This window comes from Synechococcus sp. MIT S9507, from assembly GCF_047304715.1.
In the GTDB taxonomy this organism is placed as follows: domain Bacteria; phylum Cyanobacteriota; class Cyanobacteriia; order PCC-6307; family Cyanobiaceae; genus Synechococcus_C.
The window spans coordinates 2804662-2825780 of sequence record NZ_CP138970.1; the positions used below are offsets into that span (position 1 = coordinate 2804662).

General features: G+C 55.5%; 26 protein-coding genes and 1 pseudogene. 10 read left to right on the plus strand and 17 right to left on the minus strand.

Annotated features, from left to right (window positions below; all coding sequences use genetic code 11):
• The first annotated feature begins 10 nt into the window (after window positions 1–10).
• Genes crtH through SIB83_RS15435 form a run of 3 tightly spaced genes read left to right on the plus strand, consistent with a single transcriptional unit; the run spans window position 11 to window position 2467 of the window.
• On the plus strand, window positions 11–1561 hold the full coding sequence (crtH, locus tag SIB83_RS15425) for a carotenoid isomerase (RefSeq protein WP_413746359.1): 1551 nt from the start codon (window positions 11–13) through the stop codon (window positions 1559–1561).
• 57 nt (window positions 1562–1618) lie between these two features.
• The gene (locus tag SIB83_RS15430; protein ID WP_413746360.1) at window positions 1619–1903 is read left to right on the plus strand and encodes a hypothetical protein; all 285 of its coding nucleotides are present in this window, start codon (window positions 1619–1621) and stop codon (window positions 1901–1903) included.
• Between the two features lie 3 nt (window positions 1904–1906).
• The gene (locus tag SIB83_RS15435; protein WP_413746361.1) at window positions 1907–2467 is read left to right on the plus strand and encodes a hypothetical protein; all 561 of its coding nucleotides are present in this window, start codon (window positions 1907–1909) and stop codon (window positions 2465–2467) included.
• On the opposite strand, the gene SIB83_RS15440 is transcribed toward SIB83_RS15435, so the two are convergent.
• Window positions 2442–3206: a response regulator transcription factor gene (locus SIB83_RS15440; RefSeq protein ID WP_413402602.1), complete on the minus strand. Its 765-nt coding sequence runs from the start codon at window positions 3204–3206 to the stop codon at window positions 2442–2444. The genes SIB83_RS15435 and SIB83_RS15440 overlap by 26 nt on opposite strands.
• 77 nt (window positions 3207–3283) lie before the next feature.
• Here SIB83_RS15440 and SIB83_RS15445 point away from each other — a divergent pair, with 77 nt between their 5' ends.
• Entirely contained in the window at window positions 3284–3553 is a 270-nt protein-coding gene (locus SIB83_RS15445; protein ID WP_413402604.1) for a DUF6761 family protein, read from the plus strand.
• 250 nt (window positions 3554–3803) lie between these two features.
• Here the strand turns inward: SIB83_RS15445 and grxD are convergent, their stop codons facing one another.
• The 4 genes from grxD to SIB83_RS15465 are packed head-to-tail and all read right to left on the minus strand — an operon-like array spanning window position 3804 to window position 5697.
• Window positions 3804–4127, minus strand: coding sequence for a glutaredoxin family protein (gene grxD / locus SIB83_RS15450; protein ID WP_413402606.1), 324 nt, complete (start codon window positions 4125–4127; stop codon window positions 3804–3806).
• Window positions 4128–4151: 24 nt separating this feature from the next.
• A complete protein-coding gene (locus SIB83_RS15455; RefSeq protein WP_413402607.1) occupies window positions 4152–4385 on the minus strand; it encodes a BolA family protein in 234 nt (77 codons plus the stop codon).
• Between the two features lie 57 nt (window positions 4386–4442).
• A complete protein-coding gene (locus tag SIB83_RS15460; RefSeq protein ID WP_413402609.1) occupies window positions 4443–4976 on the minus strand; it encodes a hypothetical protein in 534 nt (177 codons plus the stop codon).
• A gap of 25 nt (window positions 4977–5001) precedes the next feature.
• Window positions 5002–5697, minus strand: coding sequence for a lysophospholipid acyltransferase family protein (locus SIB83_RS15465; protein ID WP_413402611.1), 696 nt, complete (start codon window positions 5695–5697; stop codon window positions 5002–5004).
• A 132-nt stretch (window positions 5698–5829) separates the two neighbouring features.
• Between SIB83_RS15465 and SIB83_RS15470 the strand changes: the two genes are divergently transcribed.
• Both SIB83_RS15470 and SIB83_RS15475 read left to right on the plus strand, forming a co-directional pair.
• On the plus strand, window positions 5830–6576 hold the full coding sequence (locus SIB83_RS15470) for a pyridoxine 5'-phosphate synthase (RefSeq protein ID WP_413747398.1): 747 nt from the start codon (window positions 5830–5832) through the stop codon (window positions 6574–6576).
• Complete coding sequence (locus SIB83_RS15475) at window positions 6576–6899, plus strand: MgPME-cyclase complex family protein (protein ID WP_413402615.1); 324 nt, start codon at window positions 6576–6578, stop codon at window positions 6897–6899. Before SIB83_RS15470 ends, SIB83_RS15475 begins: the two co-directional genes overlap by 1 nt.
• Before the next feature lie 71 nt (window positions 6900–6970).
• Here the strand turns inward: SIB83_RS15475 and SIB83_RS15480 are convergent, their stop codons facing one another.
• Window positions 6971–7792, minus strand: a complete 822-nt coding sequence (locus SIB83_RS15480; RefSeq protein ID WP_413746362.1) for a hypothetical protein — start codon at window positions 7790–7792, stop codon at window positions 6971–6973.
• A gap of 37 nt (window positions 7793–7829) precedes the next feature.
• Here SIB83_RS15480 and SIB83_RS15485 point away from each other — a divergent pair, with 37 nt between their 5' ends.
• From SIB83_RS15485 to SIB83_RS15500, 4 genes are all read left to right on the plus strand, one after another.
• Window positions 7830–8549 carry a TerC family protein gene (locus SIB83_RS15485; RefSeq protein ID WP_413402619.1) on the plus strand — a complete coding sequence of 240 codons (720 nt, stop codon included), beginning with the start codon at window positions 7830–7832 and terminating at the stop codon, window positions 8547–8549.
• A 4-nt stretch (window positions 8550–8553) separates the two neighbouring features.
• Window positions 8554–8889, plus strand: a complete 336-nt coding sequence (locus tag SIB83_RS15490) for a DUF6464 family protein (protein ID WP_413402621.1) — start codon at window positions 8554–8556, stop codon at window positions 8887–8889.
• Between the two features lie 5 nt (window positions 8890–8894).
• On the plus strand, window positions 8895–9119 hold the full coding sequence (locus SIB83_RS15495) for a hypothetical protein (RefSeq protein WP_413746363.1): 225 nt from the start codon (window positions 8895–8897) through the stop codon (window positions 9117–9119).
• A 238-nt stretch (window positions 9120–9357) separates the two neighbouring features.
• Window positions 9358–10479 (plus strand): DEAD/DEAH box helicase, encoded by a 1122-nt coding sequence (locus tag SIB83_RS15500; protein ID WP_413746364.1) that lies wholly within the window; start codon window positions 9358–9360, stop codon window positions 10477–10479.
• Between the two features lie 26 nt (window positions 10480–10505).
• Here the strand turns inward: SIB83_RS15500 and fmt are convergent, their stop codons facing one another.
• The 11 genes and pseudogenes from fmt to SIB83_RS15555 all read right to left on the minus strand — a co-directional run bounded on the left by fmt (window position 10506) and on the right by SIB83_RS15555 (window position 21118).
• The gene (gene fmt, locus SIB83_RS15505; RefSeq protein ID WP_413747399.1) at window positions 10506–11513 is read right to left on the minus strand and encodes a methionyl-tRNA formyltransferase; all 1008 of its coding nucleotides are present in this window, start codon (window positions 11511–11513) and stop codon (window positions 10506–10508) included.
• Between the two features lie 24 nt (window positions 11514–11537).
• Complete coding sequence (locus tag SIB83_RS15510) at window positions 11538–12905, minus strand: TldD/PmbA family protein (RefSeq protein ID WP_413746365.1); 1368 nt, start codon at window positions 12903–12905, stop codon at window positions 11538–11540.
• A gap of 2 nt (window positions 12906–12907) precedes the next feature.
• Window positions 12908–14356 (minus strand): TldD/PmbA family protein, encoded by a 1449-nt coding sequence (locus SIB83_RS15515; RefSeq protein ID WP_413746366.1) that lies wholly within the window; start codon window positions 14354–14356, stop codon window positions 12908–12910.
• Window positions 14356–15438 (minus strand): magnesium-protoporphyrin IX monomethyl ester (oxidative) cyclase, encoded by a 1083-nt coding sequence (gene acsF, locus SIB83_RS15520; RefSeq protein WP_413402631.1) that lies wholly within the window; start codon window positions 15436–15438, stop codon window positions 14356–14358. Before acsF ends, SIB83_RS15515 begins: the two co-directional genes overlap by 1 nt.
• A gap of 72 nt (window positions 15439–15510) precedes the next feature.
• Window positions 15511–15924, minus strand: a pseudogene (locus SIB83_RS15525) (DUF2996 domain-containing protein); the annotation flags it as partial.
• A gap of 558 nt (window positions 15925–16482) precedes the next feature.
• Window positions 16483–16986 (minus strand): hypothetical protein, encoded by a 504-nt coding sequence (locus SIB83_RS15530; protein ID WP_413402633.1) that lies wholly within the window; start codon window positions 16984–16986, stop codon window positions 16483–16485.
• Window positions 16983–17591, minus strand: a complete 609-nt coding sequence (locus SIB83_RS15535; protein ID WP_413402635.1) for a flavin prenyltransferase UbiX — start codon at window positions 17589–17591, stop codon at window positions 16983–16985. Before SIB83_RS15535 ends, SIB83_RS15530 begins: the two co-directional genes overlap by 4 nt.
• Window positions 17588–19951, minus strand: coding sequence for an RNB domain-containing ribonuclease (locus SIB83_RS15540; protein ID WP_413747400.1), 2364 nt, complete (start codon window positions 19949–19951; stop codon window positions 17588–17590). Before SIB83_RS15540 ends, SIB83_RS15535 begins: the two co-directional genes overlap by 4 nt.
• A gap of 121 nt (window positions 19952–20072) precedes the next feature.
• The gene (locus SIB83_RS15545; protein ID WP_413402637.1) at window positions 20073–20378 is read right to left on the minus strand and encodes a TMEM165/GDT1 family protein; all 306 of its coding nucleotides are present in this window, start codon (window positions 20376–20378) and stop codon (window positions 20073–20075) included.
• Window positions 20379–20420: 42 nt separating this feature from the next.
• The gene (locus SIB83_RS15550; protein ID WP_413402639.1) at window positions 20421–20750 is read right to left on the minus strand and encodes a TMEM165/GDT1 family protein; all 330 of its coding nucleotides are present in this window, start codon (window positions 20748–20750) and stop codon (window positions 20421–20423) included.
• Window positions 20750–21118, minus strand: a complete 369-nt coding sequence (locus SIB83_RS15555) for a YkgJ family cysteine cluster protein (protein WP_413747401.1) — start codon at window positions 21116–21118, stop codon at window positions 20750–20752. The genes SIB83_RS15550 and SIB83_RS15555 overlap by 1 nt, the downstream gene beginning before the upstream one ends.
• Between the last annotated feature and the right edge of the window lies 1 nt (window position 21119).

Genomic DNA, 21119 nt, shown 5'->3' on the forward strand with positions numbered 1-21119 from the left:
TTTCTGAGGTGTGGCCGTGAGCTCAAACCCAGACTGGGATGTGATCGTGATCGGTTCAGGCATTGGAGGGCTGGTCACCGCATCTCAGCTGGCTGCCAAAGGGGCCAGAACCGTTGTATTGGAGCAGTATCGGATTCCCGGTGGATCCGGTGGGAGCTTTCAGCGCAAGGGGTACACCTTTGATGTGGGCGCCTCGATGATTTTCGGTTTCGGTGAGCATGGGCACACCAACCTGCTCACACGAGCCCTGGCAGATGTTGGGCAGCGTTGTGAAACGGTCCCGGATCCGGTGCAGCTGGAGTACCACCTGCCCGATGGTCTGACCATGGCCGTGGATCGTGACTACGAGGGATTCATCACGCGCATGAGCTCCAGATTTCCCCACGAGGCGGGAGGAATCAAGGCTTTTTACGACACCTGCTGGCAGGTCTTTCGCTGTCTCGATGCAATGCCGCTTCTCTCGCTTGAGGATCCGGCTTACCTGGCCAAGGTTTTTTTTCGAGCCCCACTCGCCTGTCTGGGACTGGCTCGCTGGCTGCCCTTCAACGTAGGCGATGTGGCTCGTAAGCACATCCGCGACCAGGAACTGCTTCGTCTGATCGATATGGAATGTTTCTGCTGGTCGGTGATGCCGGCTGATCGAACACCCATGATCAATGCCGGCATGGTGTTCTCTGATCGCCATGCCGGTGGCATCAATTATCCCAAAGGCGGTGTCGGTACGATTGCCGAGAAGCTGGTGGCAGGGCTTGAAGCCCACGGAGGCGAGATCCGCTACCGGGCCCGTGTCAAGAAGGTGCTGATCGAGCAAGGTCGCGCTGTGGGCGTGGAGCTTTCCGATGGTGAAGAGCTGAGGGGTAACAGGATTGTGAGCAATGCCACCCGCTGGGACACATTTGCAGGAGAAGGTTCACCGGACAGCACGCTGGTCACAAAAGAGCACACCCCTTCCGCTGAAACCACCTGGCGGCGTCGGTATCAACCATCCAGTTCATTTCTCTCGGTTCACCTCGGTGTCAAGGCTGATGTAGTACCTGATGGCTTCTACTGCCATCACCTGCTCCTGGAGAACTGGGACGACCTTGAAGCTGAGCAGGGTGTGATCTTCGTATCCATTCCAACGTTGCTTGATCCACTGCTGGCGCCTGAGGGTCGGCATATCGTGCATACGTTCACGATGAGTGATATTCGGCACTGGGATGATCTCGAACCCAAGGACTACAGAGCAAAAAAGCGGCACGACGCGTCCCGTCTGATTGAGCGACTGGAGTCCATCCTTCCGGGTTTGTCGCAGGCCATCGAACTTCAGGAGGTGGGTACCCCCCGAACCCATCGTCGCTTCCTCGGGCGGATGGGGGGGTCCTATGGGCCAATTCCTGCAGGCCGACTGCCAGGTTTGCTGCCGATGCCATTCAATCGAACAGGCCTGAAAGGTCTTTATTGCGTCGGAGACTCCTGTTTCCCGGGCCAGGGATTGAACGCCGTTGCCTTCAGCGGTTATGCCTGCAGCCATCGTATCGGTGCAGATCTGGGGTTGAATCCCTGGGCCCTTCCCGCCTGAATCTCACAACGTCAGACCTCCTGATCTGTGTAAGGTCTGAGCGAGAAATGCATCTCCATGTCACCGGCCCGACAGCCCAGCTCAGCTGAACTTGCCCGCTACCTGGAACAACGTGGCGAACTTGGTAAACCGTGGATGCTTCAGATGCTGCGGCTCTCAAAGCTGAAGGAAGCTCGTGATCAGATGTCTCCTGAGACCTATCTGAAATCAATCCAGGAGGCCCACGCCGACCTCATGCGTCTCGGTGAATTCTGGAAGGGTCGCGAGGGGGAAGTGTTCAATGGCGATTACCAACCCAATGATGTGATTGAACCACTGCCGGGATCACCGGAGGATCGCTGAGCGATGACCGTTGCCCTACAGGAGCGGTTTCAACTGTCACCGTTGATTCGGGCAACCTTGATCAGTGTGTACCTGGCACTGGTTCTGCCGTTGCCGTTGATGGCACCACCGGGTTTGAAGCTGATCCTCTGGAGTGCTGCTCCGATAGGACTGTTGTTGGTTCTGGCCATGCTCAGCGAGCAGGTGAGCCTGGATGACAATGGCATCAGCGTTGGCCATCCCACCTGGTGCAGTTGGTTGATTCGCCGGGGCTGGCAGTTGCGGTGGGAAGAGATCAAGAGGCTTGTTCCAGTCGGTACAAGCCAGGGAGGAACGGTTTACTACCTCACCACCTTCAACCACGGCCAGCGTTTGCTCCCGCAACGGCTTGAGCACTTTGACAAGTTCCTCCTAATCGTTGAAGAACAAACCGGTCTCAGAACAGGATCGATCGGTCGATTGACGCCACCCTGGACCTACCAATTGCTGTTTGGTTTGGCCCTTGGCATGCTGGTCATCGAATCAGCGGCAGCTGTGGCCGTGACGTGCGGTTGGCTGGTTATTCCGGAAGGTTATCCAGGCTGAAGCGATACCCCTGCTGACGAACGGTGGTGATGCCGCCGCCTTCGCCCAGACCCGCTTGTTCAAGTTTGCGGCGGAGCGTCAGGACCTGAGTATCCACTGATCGTGGACCACCGCTGAAGGGAGGCCAGGCCATCCTCAGAAGCTCCTGACGGCTGCGCACCATTCCGGGAGGCATCAGCAGAGCGCACAGCAGCGCGAATTCGCGAGGGCTCAATTCAACGGGTTGTTCCCGAAGAGTCACCTGACGCAGAAGCAGATGCACCTCTAGCGGGCCAACGGCAACGCGTTCCTGAAGACCGCTGCGACCTCGCTTGAGCAGAGTGCGACAACGGGCGGCCATTTCTTCTAGCCCGAAGGGTTTGCGCAGCACATCATCCGCTCCGTCATCGAGCAGTCCCACAACAGGCTCAGCACCGCTGCGGGCTGTCAACACAATCACAGGACAGCGCAATTGCTGGCCAAGTCTCAGAGCAGAACTCTGTTCAAGCAGTTCAGCACTCACCAGCAGATCTGGAGACTGCTCCTGGCAGAGCTCAAGGGCTTCCCTGGACGACGACACCGCTGCAGTGAGATGGCCGTCCTGCCGGAGCCGCTGCACAAGCACCGTGCGCAGTGTCGGATGGGGCTCAACGACAAGCACCCGAGCCGGTTCACGAGTGGGAATCGCCGGAACAGTCAGTTGCTGCACAGGAGCCGGACCGGTTCCATGGGCGAGAAGATCGCGGGAGGACGAGGTCACAGGGCATCCGAAAGCCGTCCTACGCTAATGCCATTCCTAAGGCACGCTGGTAACAGAGGCTGCCGTCCTCACCAAAGATGACATCTCTTCAGCACCCGGAGGCCATTCGCCACTTCCAGGCGCTCTGTGATGCCTGTCAGGAGCTGACAACGCGTTACCACGGTCCTTCCGAGTTAAGGCTTTACGCCGACGGCTATCTCCATGCGCTGCGACGAACCGGTGATCTCGATTCCAGGGAGCTCTCCAAGCTGGAAACCCTGATTGAACGCTGGATACTGGATCCCTCCAGTTTCATCGGTCCCGATGGCGATGTGAGCACCTTGTACAGACACCCGAATCAGTACTGAAATTTCAGGGCATGGGCAGCAGTGGTTTTCTTCGTATGGAACGCTTCCTGAAGCTCATTGATTCACGTTGAGCAGAGATTCGCCTCTGCCAATCCACTGATTCAACACGCCTGGCTGTTCAACCCGATGATCACGAGTTTTCAACAAACAAGCATTCTTGGCAACTTCCAAGGACTGGTTGAAAAACTCAGTTATTTGGTGAGATAACCATCGGCTGCAACAAAAGCTTCGTGAATCTCCGCTGGATTAATCAGCTTGCCAGCGCAATCTCAAGTTTCTCCTTCAGCGTGTTGTCGTTGTACATCTCGATGAGGATGTCAGAGCCGCCCATGAACTCACCTTTGAGGTACACCTGAGGGATTGTGGGCCAGTCGGAAAACTCCTTGATGCCCTGGCGTATCTCAGGATCGGAGAGAACGTCAAAAGTCTCAAAGCTCACGCCCAGTGCATTCAGAATCTGAACAACATTGTTGGAAAAACCGCACTGGGGCATCAGTTTCGTTCCTTTCATGAACACAAAGATCGGGCTTGACTGGATCAGGCTCTCGATGCGTGATTGAGTTTGGCTGTCCATGGAAATCAGGCGATGTGAAACGGATCAGTTGGGTGTGGAAGTGTTCAGAGCGAGGGCATGAATGGCCTCTGAAGCCAGTTCCTCCCTCAGTGCTCTGTACACCAGCTGATGTTGACGGATGCGGTTGAGACCGTCGAAGGCAGTCGAAACAACGCTCACCTGAAGATGATCACCACCACCGGTCAGATCCTCAACACTCACCTGAGCGTCTGGAAGTGCGCGTTGGATGGCGGAGGTGACAGCTTCAGGCTGAACCATTGGAACAGAGCATGGACTCGATTGATGCTGGCAGATGAATGACTCGACTGAACTGAATCACTCAGCAGCACCAGCACCGCGGTAAGGGGTATCAACAAAACCAAGTTCAAGAAGACTCTGATAAGCCTTCTGGCCTTCCGGTTTTGCCGGTGTCATCAGACGAACGACCTCAACCAGCACAGGCACAGCGATTTCCGGCTGACCCTGGCGGCGGAACAATGCTGCGAGACGGAGATTCGACTCGGCAAGAAGAGCCAGAGCTTCACGTCCCTTGGTATCCATCTCCCTGGGAATGCGTGCATCGAGCCCCCGGAATGAACCGGAGAGATCCCTGTAGAAGGCGAGAAGCTGCTTCGATGCCGTGCGGGCGTTGTCGTAATCCTTCTTCGCTTGAACGAGATTGCCGGAGGCGACCGCCGCATCACCTCGCTGAATCATGGCTTCAACGGATGAGACATTGAATCCGGATCCACTGGATGCAAGCACCTTTGTGGCGGAATTCGATGGATCTGATCCCATCTGAGCCAATGCGGGTGAGAAGCAGAATCCCGCTGTCAGGGCAATCGCTGAGCAAAGAAGGCGGGTGCCCATGAAACCAATCTTGAATGCGCGGACTTTAAGTGCATTCCAGCGGTCGTCCGATGGACTCTCGGGCCGCTTGTTCAGCCGTATGCATGCGTTCGGCAAGAAGACGGTTGAAGTGAAGGGCTTCCTCCTTGCCTTTGCCTTGGATAAGCAAAGGAGGCCCGAAACTGATCGCCGAGCGGCTGCGCGGTCCTGGAACAGCAGGGTTGTAGGCCAGACCGACAGGAACAACCTGCACATCGATCCCCCTGCGCTGAGCAAGTTGCGCCAGTCGCACGCAGCCCTGCTCCAGAACAATCGGTGCATCGGTCCTGTTGATGCGTCCCTCGGGAAACACCACCAGTTGCTGACCAGTCTCCAGCAGGTCAAGTGCGAATCGCAGGGTTGTCAGCGAGGGTTTGTCCTGGTCGACTGCAAAACAACCAAGACGATGCAGGAACCATCCCTGCAATCCCGACATCTCTGTTCTTGTGACCATGAAACGACAGTCGCGTCCTGTGATCCGTCGGCCAGCAGCCATCGGGATCATCAGGGCATCCCAGCGAGCTCTGTGTGTTGGGGCCAGCAGCACAGGCCCATTTCTTGGAAGGTTTTCTGCACCAAGAACAATTCTTTCTCGCAGGTAATGCAGTGCCAAATCCTGGGTGACAACCATGGCCAGAGGAGCCCAGAAGGGATCGATCCCTGTGTCGAGGGCATCTGAGCGCGTCGTCAGGCTGCTGGACACCGCCTTAACCGAAAGTCCACTGTTGAGAAATTACCGGGGAAGGCTGAATATCAAGCCCTCTACTGGGCAGTTGGTCCTTCGGCCGTCTCGGATCACATGCTGAATAGGATTCACACCTTTCATCGATACAGCGTGGCCAGCCTCGGGGTGAACATCGACCACATCGCCAATGTCCGTCAGGCAAGGCGCACCGTGGAACCTGACCCTGTTCCAATGGCTCTGCTGGCTGAACTCGGAGGAGCTGACGGCATCACCGTGCACCTGCGCGAAGACCGTCGTCATATCCAGGACAGAGACGTGGATCTACTCAGGCAAACAGTCCGCAGCAGGTTGAATCTGGAGATGGCAGCCACCGATGGAATGATCCAGATCGCACTGCGCGTGAAACCGGACATGGTCACACTCGTTCCTGAACGGCGTGAAGAGGTCACCACCGAGGGGGGGCTTGATGTGGCCGGTCAGCTCCTGCAGCTCAAAACCATGGTGCAACAGCTCCACAACGAAGGGATTCCAGTGAGCCTGTTCGTGGACCCAGATCAGCAACAGTTGCAGGCCTGTCACGATGCCGGAGCCCGCTGGGTCGAACTGCACACCGGTGCCTATGCGGAGGCAGCTTGGACACATCAGCCGCATGAGCTGGCTCGCCTGACCGAAGCCACCGCTTACTCCCGCTCCCTCGGTCTGCGAGTCAATGCCGGTCACGGACTCACCTATCAGAACGTTGAACCGATTGCGGCCATCGAGGGAATGGAAGAACTGAACATCGGCCACACCATTGTCGCAAGAGCATTGGCAGTCGGTTTGAAGGAGGCTGTGAGTGAGATGCGCTCCCTCGTTCAGAATCCACGCCGTGAGCCCTTGTTTGCCAGCCAAAATTGATGACCACGTATTACTTCGTTGCAGCCAGCGATCGTTTTCTTACAGAGGAGGAGCCTCTGGAGGAAGTTCTCAAGGAAAGGAGACGTCACTACAAGGAACATGGCAAGGAAGTCGACTTCTGGCTTGTTCGACAACCGGCTTTTCTCAACGCATCACAGATGAAATCAATCCGCGATCAGCTTCCACAGCCTGCGGCAGCTGTGATCTCCACAGATTCCAATTTCATCACATTCATGAAACTCCGGCTGGAATTTGTTCTTGAGGGATGTTTTGAAGCACCAAGCCCTGAGATACCTGATGCCTTAGCGACATCCCGATCATGACTCTGTAGTTTTATTGGTATTGAAGATTGACATTTTACAAAGTTGATTGTTTTATTCTCGCAAGATGCAGTTCAGGTATTGATCAATTGCTCTTCAAGCAGCATGTTGAAATTCAGGAGTTGTTCGTCAGTGAGTTGTTGCCGTGAGTTTGCCTGTACATGGTGATGAAGAAAGTCTTTGGCTTGTTGCTGACTCCAATCAAGACGTTTTAGAATTTCATCACCTTGCGCAACCAGATCGGATCGACGAAGAGGAATCGCAGCGTGTTGAGGATCACTACCTGCTGAAAGATCGCGTAGTCGTTTGAGATAAGCCACAAGATCACTTAACCGGGTCAGGCGATGACGACTGGCATGACCAAAGGCTCGTTCGAGGTAGATCTTTTCACTGTCGCGGTCCCATCCCACCCTCTGGAGTTCGAGATCAATGGCAGTGAGCTCCTCACTCCAGTCCTCTGGATCGGTGGGTGACTCACTGGGTGGTTCCGGATCAATTGCACTCTCCAAGACCGTTGAACCATCTGCAGAACCCGTTGGCTGTGCCGATGGTGGCTGTACCGATGGCGGCTGTGTCATCGGTGTCTGCTTGGCTGGATCGGATGATGTTTGCGGCGAATGGGCAACACGCCGGATCGCTTCTGGCTGCTTGGTACCAGCCATTTGCATCCCCACGGCAACGCTCTGCTGCGAGGATGAGTTGACAGCCGTTTCGACCGGAGCTGTTTCAGAAGCAGCAAGCCTGGATCGGAGTCGTGAGAGTGCCTGGTCTTCAGCCTCTGCAGCGGTTCCACCCTCACCTAGAGCACTCCCGAGCGGCGTGGTTCCCTCATAGGCCTCAACAAGAACAACGCATCGGTCTGACGTCACATGGCAGAGCTGGGAGTGGGTGCGCATTCCACTGATCAATGCTTCCCATTTCTAGGCTGTGAAGATGGATACAGCCGCTCTGTCGTCACTCACTGCCTGGTTGGACGACGTCGACCAGCTGGGTGAACTGCTGCCGTTGTTGCCTGTGCTGGTGACTCTCGAGTTGATCCTTTCGGCGGATAATGCAATTGCTCTTGCAGCGATCGCTCGGGAGCAACGCGACCCACGACTCGAACGCCGTGCCTTGAATCTCGGCATCGTGATGGCGTTTGGCTTGCGTGTCGGACTGATCCTGATGGCGCAATACGTCCTCGCTTTTCCACCCATTCAGCTGATCGCAGGTGTCTACCTCATCTGGCTTTGTTTGAGTCACTGGACCAAGTCTGTTGAGCAAAACAGCGAAGGATCAGTTGAAACGCCGTTTCAACCGATCCGATTCGGTCGGACCGTGCTGACTCTCGCAATTACGGATCTCGCCTTTTCGATCGACAGCGTCGCAGCCGCTGTTGCCATCAGTGATCAGTTGCTACTTGTGTTGACGGGTGCTCTGGTCGGTGTGGTTGCTTTGCGTTTCACCTCAGGTTTGTTTATTCGTTGGCTGCAGATTTATCCACGACTGGAAACAGCAGGATTCCTTGCTGTTGGATTCGTTGGTTTGAAATTGCTGGCGATGATGGCAATGCCAACCCTTCATCCTTCCGAACTGGTCACTCTCGCCGCCGTGGTTTGTTTGATGGTGTGGGGATTTTCTGTACGTGAGTCCTCCGCTGCAGAGGAGTCCTGATCAGATGCTCGTGGAGATCCGACAGACCGGCAGTGATCAACTTCTGGATCGTGTTGAACTGGATGAACCACCGTCGCCCGGCCGCTGGTTTCTGCATGAAGAAGACAGTTTTCTTGTGATGCAGCGCCGACACCGTTATCGCCTCCGTTCCGGTCGATACCAGCTGAATTCAGTCGTACTGATGGTGAAACCCCAGAAGCGACCTGACGATGCACGCTGGTTTGAACACGGGTGGGTCATTGGTGATCCTGCCTGCCGTTTCAATGCCAGAAGTCCGCTGATGCGCTGCGCTGTGATTCCTGAAGGTCCATGCGAGCGTTGCATCCACCGGTCAGAGTGACATCGATGAAACGGGAACGTTGCTGGGTCTGGTTTCGTGGTGGTCTGAATCAGAAATCCCACTGGGAAGGTGGTTTCTATGCCACCACTGACGAGCAGGAAGGTGTTCTGATTCAACACGGTCACTATCGCGATACAAGGGTTCCTGCCTGGCGGGTGACCCAGCAGGAGCCGTCCGATCCACACGCTGCTCCTGAGATACCGGCCAATGCCGTTTGGAAAATCATCTGAGCAAGTTTCCTTCAAGCTCCGACATGGATCAGGCAGAAGTGGATGGGCAGGCTTCTAAGGTGAAGGATTCGTCTCCAACACGATCGGCGAGTCCACTGCAACGGTCAATTCGCAGGTCGGTTTCGATGACCTGGGACTCGGTGAACCCCTTCTCAAGGCGCTGAGAGATAAAGGGTACGTTCATCCCTCGCCAATCCAGGAACAGGCCATTCCAGCTGTGATCCGTGGACGCGATGTCATGGCAGCAGCACAGACCGGCACAGGCAAAACGGCGGGATTCACCTTGCCGATGCTCGAACGACTGCGTCATGGCAGGCGCGCCGGACGTGGTCAGGTTCGATCGCTGGTGTTGACGCCCACCCGTGAACTGGCTGCTCAGGTCCATGAAAGTGTGCGTGCTTATGGGCATCCCCTTCCCTTGAAGAGTGATGTGGTGTTCGGAGGAGTCAAGATCAATCCCCAGATTGATCGCCTTCAGGGAGGGGTTGATCTGCTTGTGGCGACTCCCGGCCGGTTGCTGGATCTCCATCAGCAGGGGGTTGTGCGGTTCGACAGGTTGGAATGTCTTGTTCTGGATGAAGCGGATCGCATGCTGGATATGGGCTTCATTCATGACATCCGCAGATTGATTCGCCTCATGCCCGAGCAACGGCAAACGTTGTTGTTCTCTGCCACGTTCAGCCCACCGATCAGAAAGTTGGCCACCGGACTGCTGCATCAACCACTGCAGATTCAGGTCACGCCCGAAAATCAGACAGCCCGCTCTGTGGAGCAGGTTGTTCATCCCTGTGACATGAAACGGAAGCCACAACTTCTCAGTCATCTGATCAGAACTGGCAACTGGCGTCAGGTACTGGTGTTTTCACGGACCAAGCACGGAGCAAACCGGGTTGCGGAAAAACTCAGCAAGGAAGGACTTGAAGCTGCTGCAATCCATGGCAACAAGAGTCAGGGAGCTCGCACCCGTGCGCTTCAGGGGTTCAAGCAGGGCAGTGTCCGGGTTCTCGTGGCGACGGACATTGCTGCACGTGGGATCGATATTCAGCAGTTGCCGCATGTGGTCAATCTCGATCTTCCCAACGTTGCCGAGGATTATGTCCATCGGATCGGTCGCACTGGTCGCGCCGGCGAAACAGGTCATGCCATTTCTCTCGTTGCTGCAGAAGAATCGCTCCTGCTCAAGGCGATCGAACGACTCACAGGCGAGCCCTTACGCAAGGAAAATGTGAAGGGGTTCGAGCCGACGGTTCTGAGCGCCCCGCCCCTTGACCTCGGCGGTGGCAAACGGCGAAGTCATCAACGCAGCAACCAAGGCAGTCGTCGCAGCGCTTCCGCCGTATCCCGCCAGCGCAGACGCTGAGAAACGCCATGGAAGATCCGGCTCAGTCAGCCAAGCGTGGCACCAGCTTTGACCTGCAACTGCTGAATCAGAGCACGACCGCTGCTGCGACTTTTGCCTTCCAGCTGCGCTTCTCGAATCAGCAACGGACATCCCGAACTGCTCACGACCAGGCCTGCGTCACTGCACTCCAAAACGGTTCCAGGTTTGTGTTCACCGGTTGGCCAGCGGCTTAAAAACTGCTGTGCGGAATGACTGAGCTCATCTCTGAGCCTTTCAATCAAGGGTTCAGTGGCCAGCAACTTCAGCCTCTTGCCTCTCCAGAGAGTCACGGCACCAGGGAAAAGGCCCATCACCTTGCGGTGGATTGCCAGAGCTGAAGCGGACCAGTCGATCTGGAAGTCGCTTTTAACAAGCATCCGTGCATAAGTGACCTCCTGCGTCTGAGAGCGAACACCCAACCTCCTGAGTCGTTCCTCTTCGGGTCCGGCTCCCGCTTTTTCAATCCGTGGCATCGCCTCCACCATCAGTTCAGCTGTGAGCAGGCTCAGTCGACACGCGAGTTGGTGGGCATTCTCAAGCAATCCAATCTCAAGCTTCCTTTCGATGAGCACAGGACCGGTATCCAGTCCTTCCTCCATCGCCATCACGCCAACACCGGTCTGGGCATCACCTTCAAGGATCGACCATTGAATCGGCCCAGCTCCCCTCCACCTGGGCAGAAGCGAGCCATGGCCGTTCCAGCAGCCAAGCGGTGGTTGCGCCAGCACTTCTGCAGGCAGAATCTGGCCGAAAGCCACCACAACAGAAAGATCAGCACCGAGATTCGCAAGCTGCTGCTGGCAGTGATGATCCCGTCGGATTCGTTCCGGGGTGAATACCGGCAGTCCCAGTGTCAGAGATTTCTCTTTCACAGCTGAATGAATCAGCTGTCCACCTCTTCCCCGACGCCGGTCTGGCTGTGACACAACGCCGACAATCTGATGTCCGGCGCTGTGCAGAGCATCCAGAGTTGGCACTGCATAGGAGGGGGTGCCCCAGAACAGAATCTTCAAGGCCAATGATTCAGCAGAGAGTCTTCAGGCTTCACCGGTGATGGCCAGACCATCGATCCATACGTGAGGACTGACCCCTTGATGGGTGATCACCGATTTCGATTCAAGGTGGACAATGGAATGCAACAGCTCGCGGATATCACCAGCGACGGTTGCAGCCTCGACGGAAATCCGTTCCCCATCTCTGACCAGCCAGCCGTCAAAGGGAAGAGAGAAGGCTCCCTGACTGGCTTTGACACCGGCATGGAGAGCGCTGAGGCTGTCAATCAGGACGAAGCAGTCACGCGTTGTGGTGTGATCAAGGTGTTCGGCTCCAGTGGTCATGGACGGAGAGCGACTCACTTCCAACCAATCAGCTCCGACAGACACTTTGGCTCCCATACCTGCATGCCCTGTTGGATCCACTCCGAAATGGCGGGCTGTGGCTTCTGAATGCAGAAAGCTTTCCAGGCATCCTCCACGAATCAGAGGAAGGGCACGAGTCGGGGTTCCTTCACCATCGAAGGGCATCGCTCCGACGTGAGCAGGGTGAAGACCGTTGTCAGTGAGATTGAAGAAGGGAACAGCAAGTTGATGGCCGATCGAGTCGGCCTTGCTGAGGCTGACACCGTCCAGAACGGCTCGGGCATTGAGCATGCTGCTGAATGAACCGATCAGATCCAGAAAGGCCTCCGGTGTGAAACACACGAGGTAGCGACCGGTGTCGATCGGCTGATAGTTGAGATGACTGATGGTGCGTTCAGCAGCCTCATTGATGCAACCGCTCAGATCGAGATCGCGACTGCCGAGAGCGACGCGCACGGCCCCCCCACTGCGAGGTTTGCGACCGGTTTCCTCAGCACGTGCCATCAGGAAAACACTCGCCTGTGTGCGCTGCGCCTGACGCAACGCACCTTCACTGTTCATGTAGATGCGTTCGCTGCTTCCCTCATTCATGGCGTTGTAAGGAAGCGTGCCAATTGCGGGATGACGGTCCAGAAGTTGTTGTTCAGCATCCAGCAGCTGCTTCAGAAGACACTGAATTCCCTGAGCATCCTGAATAGGACGATGAAGATCCGGTTCCGGGGCAGTGGCGAGTGGGGAAAAACCGGGAACATCGTCAGGATTACCGAAACAACTGGCTTGATGTGCACCCATCAGCGCTTTTTCAAGACCTGAATCGGAAAGATCGGAGGTGCTGGTGATTCCAACCAATCCCTGCTGATTCCAGACTCGAATCGTGATTGAACTGCGTTGTGCAGCCTTGAGCTGTTTGGCCTGACCGCGATCAACCTGAACCGATGCACTGCTGCTTCGATTGGCACCAAGATCCCATTTGAGAATGCCTTCACGACGTGCCAGAGCCTTAAGTTGATCCTGAAGTGTGGACACGTTGAGAGCTGCGCTTGTCATGGTCAGCGACCTCCCACAGTGATTGAATCCACTTTCACGTGGGGTTGACCAACGGTCACAAACACACTGCCGCTGACAGAACCGCAGTAGCCGGCTGCAAGTTCCAAGTCATCTGCACACATGGAAATCCTCGGCATGACTTCTTTTGCGTCACCGATGAGAGTGGCTCCTTTGACGGGCTGACCGAGTTCACCGTTCTGGATCAGATAACCCTCTTCAACGGAAAAGTTGAACTGACCGGTGGCACCGACGCTGCCGGCTCCCATTGATTTGCAATACAGCCCGTGGTCTACGGAGCTGATTAAATCGTTGATGCTGTGGGGACCAGCAGCGATGTAGGTGTTGCGCATGCGACTTGCCGCGGCAAATCCGTGGCTTTGTCGACGACCGCTGCCGGTGCGGGCGTGACCTGTTCGCATTTCACCGGCTCGGTCGCTCAGAAAGCACTGCAGAATCCCGTTTTCGATCAGAACGGTTCTCTGTGGTTCCATGCCTTCGTCATCCATGGAAATGGATCCGAATGCACCACCACTCATGCCTTCATCAATCGCTGTGACAGCGGAATGGGCAATGCTGTCTCCGATGCTGTCGGCAAAGGGTGTTGAACCACGTTCAACCTGAGTGGTTTCCAGAAGGTGACCGCAAGCCTCGTGGAAAATCACACCACCGAATCGATTGGCTAGAACCACCGGCATCTGCCCGCCATCGACGTAGTCGGCACGGAGCATTTTGGCAGCGCTGTCACAGACCTCCTGAGCAGAAGCATCAACGTTCCAGTTGCAGAGGTCATCTGGACGGTCTGTACTCCCGTAACGACGGGCAATGCTGGATCGATGCTCACCATCAGCTGCAAGCACACTCAGTCCGCTGGACTGATGCAATCGGATGTCTCGGGCAAATGTTCCATCACTGGCCGCCACAAGCACTTCCTGCCAGTCACGAGCGAAACTGCCCCGGCGCACATCGAGATGCTGGCCGAATTTCCCCAGACTCTGAGTGCCCTCGAGCAGCCGCTGAGTGATCGTGTTGAGATCTGGAGTGCTGTCGAGCCAGCTGTTTTTCGAGATTCCATAATCACGGAGCGTTCCCAGCCCGTCAAATCCGCTGGTGGAAGCAAAAGTTGATGCATCCAGCTGAAGCATGGCCAGAGCCTGAAGAAGAGCGTCCTTAAGACCTTGATCACTGAGATCATTCGTGCTGACGAAACCATCCCTCCCATCTCTGAACACGCGGATGCCAGCCCCCATCCCGAAAGAAGGACTCACGCTTGTGATCCTGTCCTGTTCAGCGAGAACGCCGAGATGATCAGTTCTTTCAAGAAACACCTCAACAAGATCAGCTCCTGCATTGGCTCCGAAATTCAGAAGGGTGTCGAGACGTTGACGCCAGGGGTGGTGGCCTGGGTCCAGATCATTGAACCCAGCCGGAGATTTTTGAAGAGTTGACTGCATCAGCGAACACTGGGCTGATAATTTTCACTCCGAACAGGAGACATCAGAAAAAGGGAGGCCATCTGCCATCCATTGGCAACCCAGTGGGGAAGTTTGCGAACAAATTTGAGTGGAGCAGATGCAGGAGTCTTATCCACCGAGTCGAGTGATTCGTTGTTGGTGACTATTTTTTCAAGACGCTCATAGAAACGAGGATTCTTGACGTCCAAAACCACTGGGAACACCCTCGCGGAAGTTTCATTGGTCTTGTCAATCACCATGCGGTCGTATTCACGGGCATCGAGCCCAAGTGCCTCATAAAATTCTTTTCTCGCAACGTCTCTCACGTACATCGTTGCAAAAACAGCCAGCAGGAAGAAGCGACACCAGAGCCTTGCACGAAGACCACGGACAGTGTCCGGCTGGGACTTCATCAAGGCATCAAAGAAGTCACCATGGCGGTTTTCATCCTGACACCAGTTTTCAAAAAAGTTGAAAATAGGAAAGATTTTACTTTCAGGATTCTTTTCAAGATGCCTGAAAATTGCTATGTAACGCCAGTAGCCAATTTTTTCAGAAAGGTATGTGGCATAAAAAATAAACTTAGGCTTGAAAAAGGTGTATTTCTTGTTTGCAGTCAAAAAACCAAGGTCCAGTTGAAGACCAAAATCACTCATGGATTTGTTCAGGAAACCTGCATGTCTTGCTTCATCTCTGGCCATATGTGCAAAACATTCGGCAAGAAGAGGATTTTTTGCCTTGATGCGACGACTCAACTCTTTGTAGAGAAGAAATCCAGAAAACTCTGAAGTACAACTCTGTTCAAGGAACTCGATGAAAACGCGTCTTGTTTCCGGGTCAAGTTTATCGGCAGCACCATCGAACTCTTCATTACGAACGAAGTGGTGACGGTTGTAGTCCTTGCGGAACTCCTCGCAGATCGCCTCAAGCTCAGCCTCATTGGGTCGGAGATCCATCTCCGCCATGGCTTCAAAGTCCGTTGTGTAGAAGCGCGGAGTCAGGATCGTGTCTTTGACCGGATCCTTCACGGCGACGCCGGAACCTCCGGTTTTTGCGGTATTCACAGCGGTGGGAGGCACCATCAGATCCAGCGTGTGTTCTCTTCATCGTAAATGCAGTCCCGACACAGTCGGGGCTGGGTGTAACCCATTGGATCAGTTACCTCCGAACCATTTCTGACCGTTCAGGCGCTGAAGCAATCGGGATTCCAATAAGGCCAGGTTGATGCGTTTCTCATCAATCAAGAACGACTCGAGCAGACTTGGATCTGAACCGGATTCCGCAAGAGCAATTGTTTTGCCGGAAGTGATCGCATCGGATGCAAAACAAAGCCAGAAACGTCGTTCAGCAGGTAAAACGCCCTGAACCATCCAACAAGCTCCTCCCACGACAGGTCTTTCGCCTTCAACAAGTTCGAGGCTGATCGGCGCACTCTCGCGCTCGGTCAATGACTTGGTGAGTGTCGGCAAAAAGTCTTCCTGTATGAATGTTGCAAAAGGCTTGTCTTCGGGCTTTTGTTTGGCGGCTGGTTTGGCTGGCTTTTCCGGCTTGTCTGTTTTGGCCGGTTTGTCTGCTTTGGGCTGTTTTTCAGCTGTATCAGCCTTTGCGGGTTTGGCTGCTGGATCAGCCGCGGGCTTGTCAGCCTTGTCGGTATCGGCCTTGTTCGGTTCCGCGGATGGCTTCTCTGCCTTGTCCGACTGGGCTGGCTTGTCCGGCTTGTCTGCTTTGGGCTGTTTTTCAGCTGTATCAGCCTTTGCGGGTTTGGCTGCTGGATCAGCCGCGGGCTTGTCAGCCTTGTCGGTATCGGCCTTGTTCGGTTCCGCGGATGGCTTCTCTGCGCTGCCCGACTGGGCTGGCCTGGCCGGCTTGTCATCTTTGGGTTGTTTTTCAGCTGTATCAGCCTCCGCGGGGTTGGCTGCTTGATCAGCCGCGGACTTGTCAGCGGCAACCACTGCTTCGGTTTGCTCCGATGGTGCAGAGGCCTTCTGTTCTGCTGAACCCGCAGCTTTGGTTGCCGTATCCGGAACGGAACTTGCTTCCTGTTTTGGAGGAGTGTCGGGGGTTTCGCTCACCGAACCTGTTTCGCTCGCGGGACTGTAGACAGCCCGGTGCACCTCTCACCAGTTTCACCAATCTGTCGGAAGCGGCTGATTCCAGTCTTCGCTTGATGTTGTTGAAGTCTGAACAGACTGCGCGGCAACACTTTCTCTGGGGTCGGCATCGGCGTCACTGCTCCTGGACGCACGTCCGGTTCTGATCACCCTGAACGGCACTGAAACAGTAGGAGCAGGTTCATGCACGTCTCTCTGGGGCCAGGGCATTGTTGCCGCTGTGGTGGCGGTGTGATGCGTTTCCTGCTCAGACGATTCTTGTTGCCATGCAAAGGGGCGACGGACTTCTCTTTGCATGGACTGTTGTGATGACGATCCTGCCGCCAGAACCCCTCCAGATCCAAGAACCGCTCCCGAGGTGGCGGCAACAGCCATCCAGACCCCGATGGGCAGCTTGGGTAACTCCCAGGTGAGAATGCGCAGACCGCCAGCCTTGCCCAGATTGAGTCCACCAATGAGCAAGGTGAGCAACAGTGGCGAAAGACAGGGGATCAGCAGAAGGCGCTGAAGAGATGTCATGACAGAGGCCCCTGCCAACGCTTCTGATCGGTGAGGGACTCACCTAACGAATCAAAAAGCCGCATCACCAGAAAATCAAGCATGTCGTCGATGCTTTCAGGCTGTGTGTACCAGGCCGGAATTGGTGGAGCAATTCTTGCTCCCGCTTCAGCGAGTGTGGTGAGGTTGCGTAAATGCAAGAGGTTCCATGGCATTTCCCGCGGTGCGATCACGAGAGGGCGCCCCTCCTTGAGATGAACATCCGCGCAACGCTCAAGCAGGTCACCTGCAAGGCCAGCAGCCAGGCGACCAACGGTTCCCATGGAGCAAGGCACCACCACCATTCCCCTGGTTGGAAAGCTTCCACTCGCGACAACAGCCGATTGATCATTCCACCGATGACAAATCAGCTGTCCTTCACTGACTCCGAGCCTTTCCCTCCAGAAACGTTCCTGAAGTCGGGGATCAACTGGAACAGAAATCGACCTTTCAGCCCTCCAGACGCCGTGGGCCCCTCGACTGAGGATCACATGCACGCTGAGATCACGGCGCAACATGCATTGCAGTGTGCGTTCAGCCAACTGCTGAGCGGACGCACCGCTGATACCGATCACATAGGGAGTCATTCCTCGCTCACAGCCACCGGCAGAGGATCATCTGAACGAGCTGCAGTGGAAGGAACCACCTCGAGATCGATCTGATTTCTCAGAACATCAACCTTCAGTACCTTCACTTCGACGGTGTCACCCAATTGATAAACACGCCTGCTTCTACGACCAACAAGACGGTTCTGTCTTGAACGGTATTCATACCAGTCGTCATTCAGTGAGCTGACATGCACTAAACCCTCAACCATGGAAGGTGCGATTTCAACAAAAAATCCATAGCTCTGAACCCCGCTGATGACGCCGGTCTGCTGCTGATCGATCATCGGCTCGGCGCTGCGGGCCTTGGACATTGCGAGCACATCCCGCTTCAGTTCGGCCACCAGGTGGCGACGGGCATTCAAACGCTGAACAGTGCGCTCACGGATCAGGTCTTGAATTTTCTGTTCCTGTGATGCTGTGAACAGAGGCCAGTTCAATGAAGCGGCAACTCCCTTCTCTCCCAGTTTCACTTTGTTCTTCTGACGAACAGTCGGGCGATCCTTGCCGTCATTGAGCAGCGAACAGAGCACCTGCTGGTTGATGACATCGGCCTGATGCAAGGTTGGGCAGCACCACGGTGCGAAGGGATTCAAACGCTTCTTGTTGTTGGTAATGACATCGGAAGGATCCGAATCATCAATCTGAGGCTCATCCACCGAAGCAATCGAAGCCTCATCCGAGGAATCGGACGGGATTTGGTTGCTCTGACTGGAAACCCGGTAGCTGCTGTCAGGCAAAGCCAGCTTCAGTTGCAGGTTGAGGACATGACTGGATTTGCTGTTCGCAAGAGCCAGAGCCAGCTCGGATGCCATGGGGGCTCCGTCCTCATCCAGTTCGAGACACACGTCCAGAGCGACGGCAGCCTTGGCAACATCGTTGAGAGCCGCATCATCCGCTGGTGGTGCGTCGAGGAGTATGGCCGGCAAACCAAGCTGACGACTGTGTTCTTCCCAGACACGATGAGCATGCCGGGTGAGAACGGAGAGTAAGGAATTCGGACAACTGGTATTCAGTGGTATCGCCCAGTTCTGCCCATCACCGTCGGGGGAGACCCTGTTGAGATCACCCAGATCATCCGCTTGAGCACGATTCAGATCTAGTTCGATGCGACCTTCCGATCGTTCGGCCTCCTGAAGCTTTTTTGCACAGAAAATCAGTGTTTCAAGCTGACCGATCTGATCTTTGATCGGCTTCAGAGCGGCAGGGATCGCTCTTGATTTGGGTTTACGAGATTCAAGAGCCTGGAGAGCATCAGTATCGACCTCAGCGACCGGGCAAACGCGACTGAGACAAAACTCCCAGTCACGCCATTCACCTTCCGATCCGATGTCAAGGCGTAACGAGACAGCGTCCTGAACCTCACCGACACGGAAACAACAGGCTTTCTCAAGCGCAGGACCGAGCAGAGGCTGCCAATGTCCACCGAGACAAAGGCTTTCTGCCTGATTGAGGAGCCACTGGTCGTAACTGTTCCCCTGGCTAAGACGTTCAGCCACAGCAGGGGCATGGATCCACAGTCGTGCCCCACCTTCGTGGGGAATGACATGAACAAGCGGCAATGCAGGAGCTCCATCGGCAGTCCAGCCCCTGAGCATCAGTGCAGGTTGTTTGCTCAGATCCTGACGTTTCTTGGAGGATGGAGCCTTGAAACTTGCACGAGGAGCAGCCGGACGCTGATGAAGATTGGCTTTCGTGAGCATCAGTTCACGATCAGCATCCGCACCACCGTCGAGGGGAAGCGATCGAGCAACGTGACCACGTGCCGGGAACTGCGCAATCGGAAAGCGATCAAGGACCACTTCGGCCACAGCCGTCCCGACGGGCTTGTCCGCGTGGCTTGCATCGTCTGGAGACAAATCGATCGATGCCAGCAAGCGATCGTCGAGAGGAACGGCAACAACCCGTTCATCCTGCTGTTCAACAGATGCAAGCAGGCTGGTGGTGGCCCGCTCAAGAATGCACTGCACCCCACCTTCAGGTGAGCGGCGTCTGCCGCCTTCACGGGTCAGCCTCACTAGCACACGATCGCCGTTCCAGGCGTGATTGAGCTGATGATCTCGGATATAAATATCATCTCCGCCGTCATCACGAATAGCGAAGCAGAATCCCTTGCTACTGCAGCGAAGACGTGCCTCAACCAGATCAACAGCTGTTCCCCGACTGATGGCTCCGTTGCTGTCGAGATCGAGGATTCCAAGGCGTGTCAGACCCTGTAGTGCAAGCCCAAGGGACTGTTTCTCAGCGCGATTGGTCAGGCGCAGAATCTTTTCGAGCTTGGCGGTCTCAAGGTTTCCTTCTGAAGGAACCTGATCAAGCAGGTCAGCGACCGTGAATTTCATCGGAACGGTGTACGGGAAGCGGCCTACAGGACCGGGAGGAGTCGTCTCGGGAGCGCTTGCAGCGGAAGAGTGCGCAATCCCTAAGGAACCAATAGTACGGGCCATGCGCGCACTTGGAGTTTCAGTCGTCAGCTGTTGCTGCTGACTCTGTCCCACTGAGAAGCGGCCAGAGCAATTTCAGTCCAATCGCAAGAAATCCAAGCGATGCCATGAGTTGCAACCAGTCGGCGGGAACGATGCCTGACAGAGATCCACCTGCAATGGCACCGATCAGGCTTGCCAGCACGAGCGCAGAGGCTGAGCCCAGAAACACAGCCAGCGGGCGGTTGGAGGTTCCGCTGATGGCAACCGTGGCCAGTTGTGTCTTGTCGCCGAGTTCCGCCAGGAAAACAGTGGCGAATGTGGAAAGAAGCAGGGGCAGATTCATGAAGGAGAAAGGTTCAGCGGCAGCTCGATCAGGACATGCCTCTCAGACAGGATTCGAGGACATCAACGATTGCAGTGCCTGAGAACCAAGCCAGAGGCCCAGGCCCAGCATCAACAATCCAGCCATCTGCTCAAGTCGCTCCGGCTGCATCACCGTTGAAAGCCAGCGTCCGACCAGGACACCGACAAGGCTGGAGCAGATCAACGCCAGTGCAGCACCGCCGAACACCAGCCAGGGCTGACCTGATTGTGCCGACAGCAGCAGTGTGGCGAGCTGGGTCTTGTCGCCAAGCTCAGCAAGGAAAACCGTTGTGAAGGTTGTCAGCAGAACAGTCGTGAAACCAGGACGTTGTGAGGTGCCGGAATCAGTCATCACGAAGGTTCCGATGAACGGATGAGACGTTCGAACTTACGCAGTTCCCTGCTGCGACCGCCATGAACCGAACGGATCTGTTGTCGGCAACAGGCGATTGCGAATGAATCCGCCTGCTCAGGATCAACACCGAACAAACCGCAGAGACTGCTGACTCGGCAGAAATCAGGGCGGGAGTCATAGATGCGACAACTCCTCGAGCCACTGTCGAAATGGATGCACCAGCCGTCAGTTCCCACCATGGAGAGATATTGCTGTTGCTGCAGCGGATCCAGTGATTCGACAGCTTCCGGACGTTCATCAGGTGCCAGGCGGCAGCAGGCGCCGCATTGATTCATGCACGACCATTTCTCTCCATGGCGTGTCACG

Excerpts from the sequence above, each read along its gene's own strand:
- SIB83_RS15490 (WP_413402621.1), top strand. The coding sequence starts at position 8,554 with ATGCTCGTGGAGATCCGACAGACCGGCAGTGATCAACTTCTGGATCGT.
- SIB83_RS15460 (WP_413402609.1), bottom strand. The coding sequence starts at position 4,976 with ATGGGCACCCGCCTTCTTTGCTCAGCGATTGCCCTGACAGCGGGATTC.
- SIB83_RS15515 (WP_413746366.1), bottom strand. The coding sequence starts at position 14,356 with ATGCAGTCAACTCTTCAAAAATCTCCGGCTGGGTTCAATGATCTGGAC.
- acsF (WP_413402631.1), bottom strand. The coding sequence starts at position 15,438 with ATGGTGCCTCCCACCGCTGTGAATACCGCAAAAACCGGAGGTTCCGGC.
- SIB83_RS15475 (WP_413402615.1), top strand. The coding sequence starts at position 6,576 with ATGACCACGTATTACTTCGTTGCAGCCAGCGATCGTTTTCTTACAGAG.
- SIB83_RS15430 (WP_413746360.1), top strand. The coding sequence starts at position 1,619 with ATGTCACCGGCCCGACAGCCCAGCTCAGCTGAACTTGCCCGCTACCTG.
- SIB83_RS15545 (WP_413402637.1), bottom strand. The coding sequence starts at position 20,378 with ATGAATCTGCCCCTGCTTCTTTCCACATTCGCCACTGTTTTCCTGGCG.
- SIB83_RS15445 (WP_413402604.1), top strand. The coding sequence starts at position 3,284 with ATGACATCTCTTCAGCACCCGGAGGCCATTCGCCACTTCCAGGCGCTC.
- SIB83_RS15535 (WP_413402635.1), bottom strand. The coding sequence starts at position 17,591 with ATGACTCCCTATGTGATCGGTATCAGCGGTGCGTCCGCTCAGCAGTTG.
- SIB83_RS15500 (WP_413746364.1), top strand. The coding sequence starts at position 9,358 with ATGGCAGCAGCACAGACCGGCACAGGCAAAACGGCGGGATTCACCTTG.
- SIB83_RS15455 (WP_413402607.1), bottom strand. The coding sequence starts at position 4,385 with ATGGTTCAGCCTGAAGCTGTCACCTCCGCCATCCAACGCGCACTTCCA.
- grxD (WP_413402606.1), bottom strand. The coding sequence starts at position 4,127 with ATGGACAGCCAAACTCAATCACGCATCGAGAGCCTGATCCAGTCAAGC.
- SIB83_RS15480 (WP_413746362.1), bottom strand. The coding sequence starts at position 7,792 with ATGCGCACCCACTCCCAGCTCTGCCATGTGACGTCAGACCGATGCGTT.
- SIB83_RS15495 (WP_413746363.1), top strand. The coding sequence starts at position 8,895 with ATGAAACGGGAACGTTGCTGGGTCTGGTTTCGTGGTGGTCTGAATCAG.
- SIB83_RS15550 (WP_413402639.1), bottom strand. The coding sequence starts at position 20,750 with ATGACTGATTCCGGCACCTCACAACGTCCTGGTTTCACGACTGTTCTG.
- SIB83_RS15530 (WP_413402633.1), bottom strand. The coding sequence starts at position 16,986 with ATGACATCTCTTCAGCGCCTTCTGCTGATCCCCTGTCTTTCGCCACTG.
- SIB83_RS15485 (WP_413402619.1), top strand. The coding sequence starts at position 7,830 with ATGGATACAGCCGCTCTGTCGTCACTCACTGCCTGGTTGGACGACGTC.
- SIB83_RS15435 (WP_413746361.1), top strand. The coding sequence starts at position 1,907 with ATGACCGTTGCCCTACAGGAGCGGTTTCAACTGTCACCGTTGATTCGG.
- SIB83_RS15540 (WP_413747400.1), bottom strand. The coding sequence starts at position 19,951 with ATGAAATTCACGGTCGCTGACCTGCTTGATCAGGTTCCTTCAGAAGGA.
- SIB83_RS15510 (WP_413746365.1), bottom strand. The coding sequence starts at position 12,905 with ATGACAAGCGCAGCTCTCAACGTGTCCACACTTCAGGATCAACTTAAG.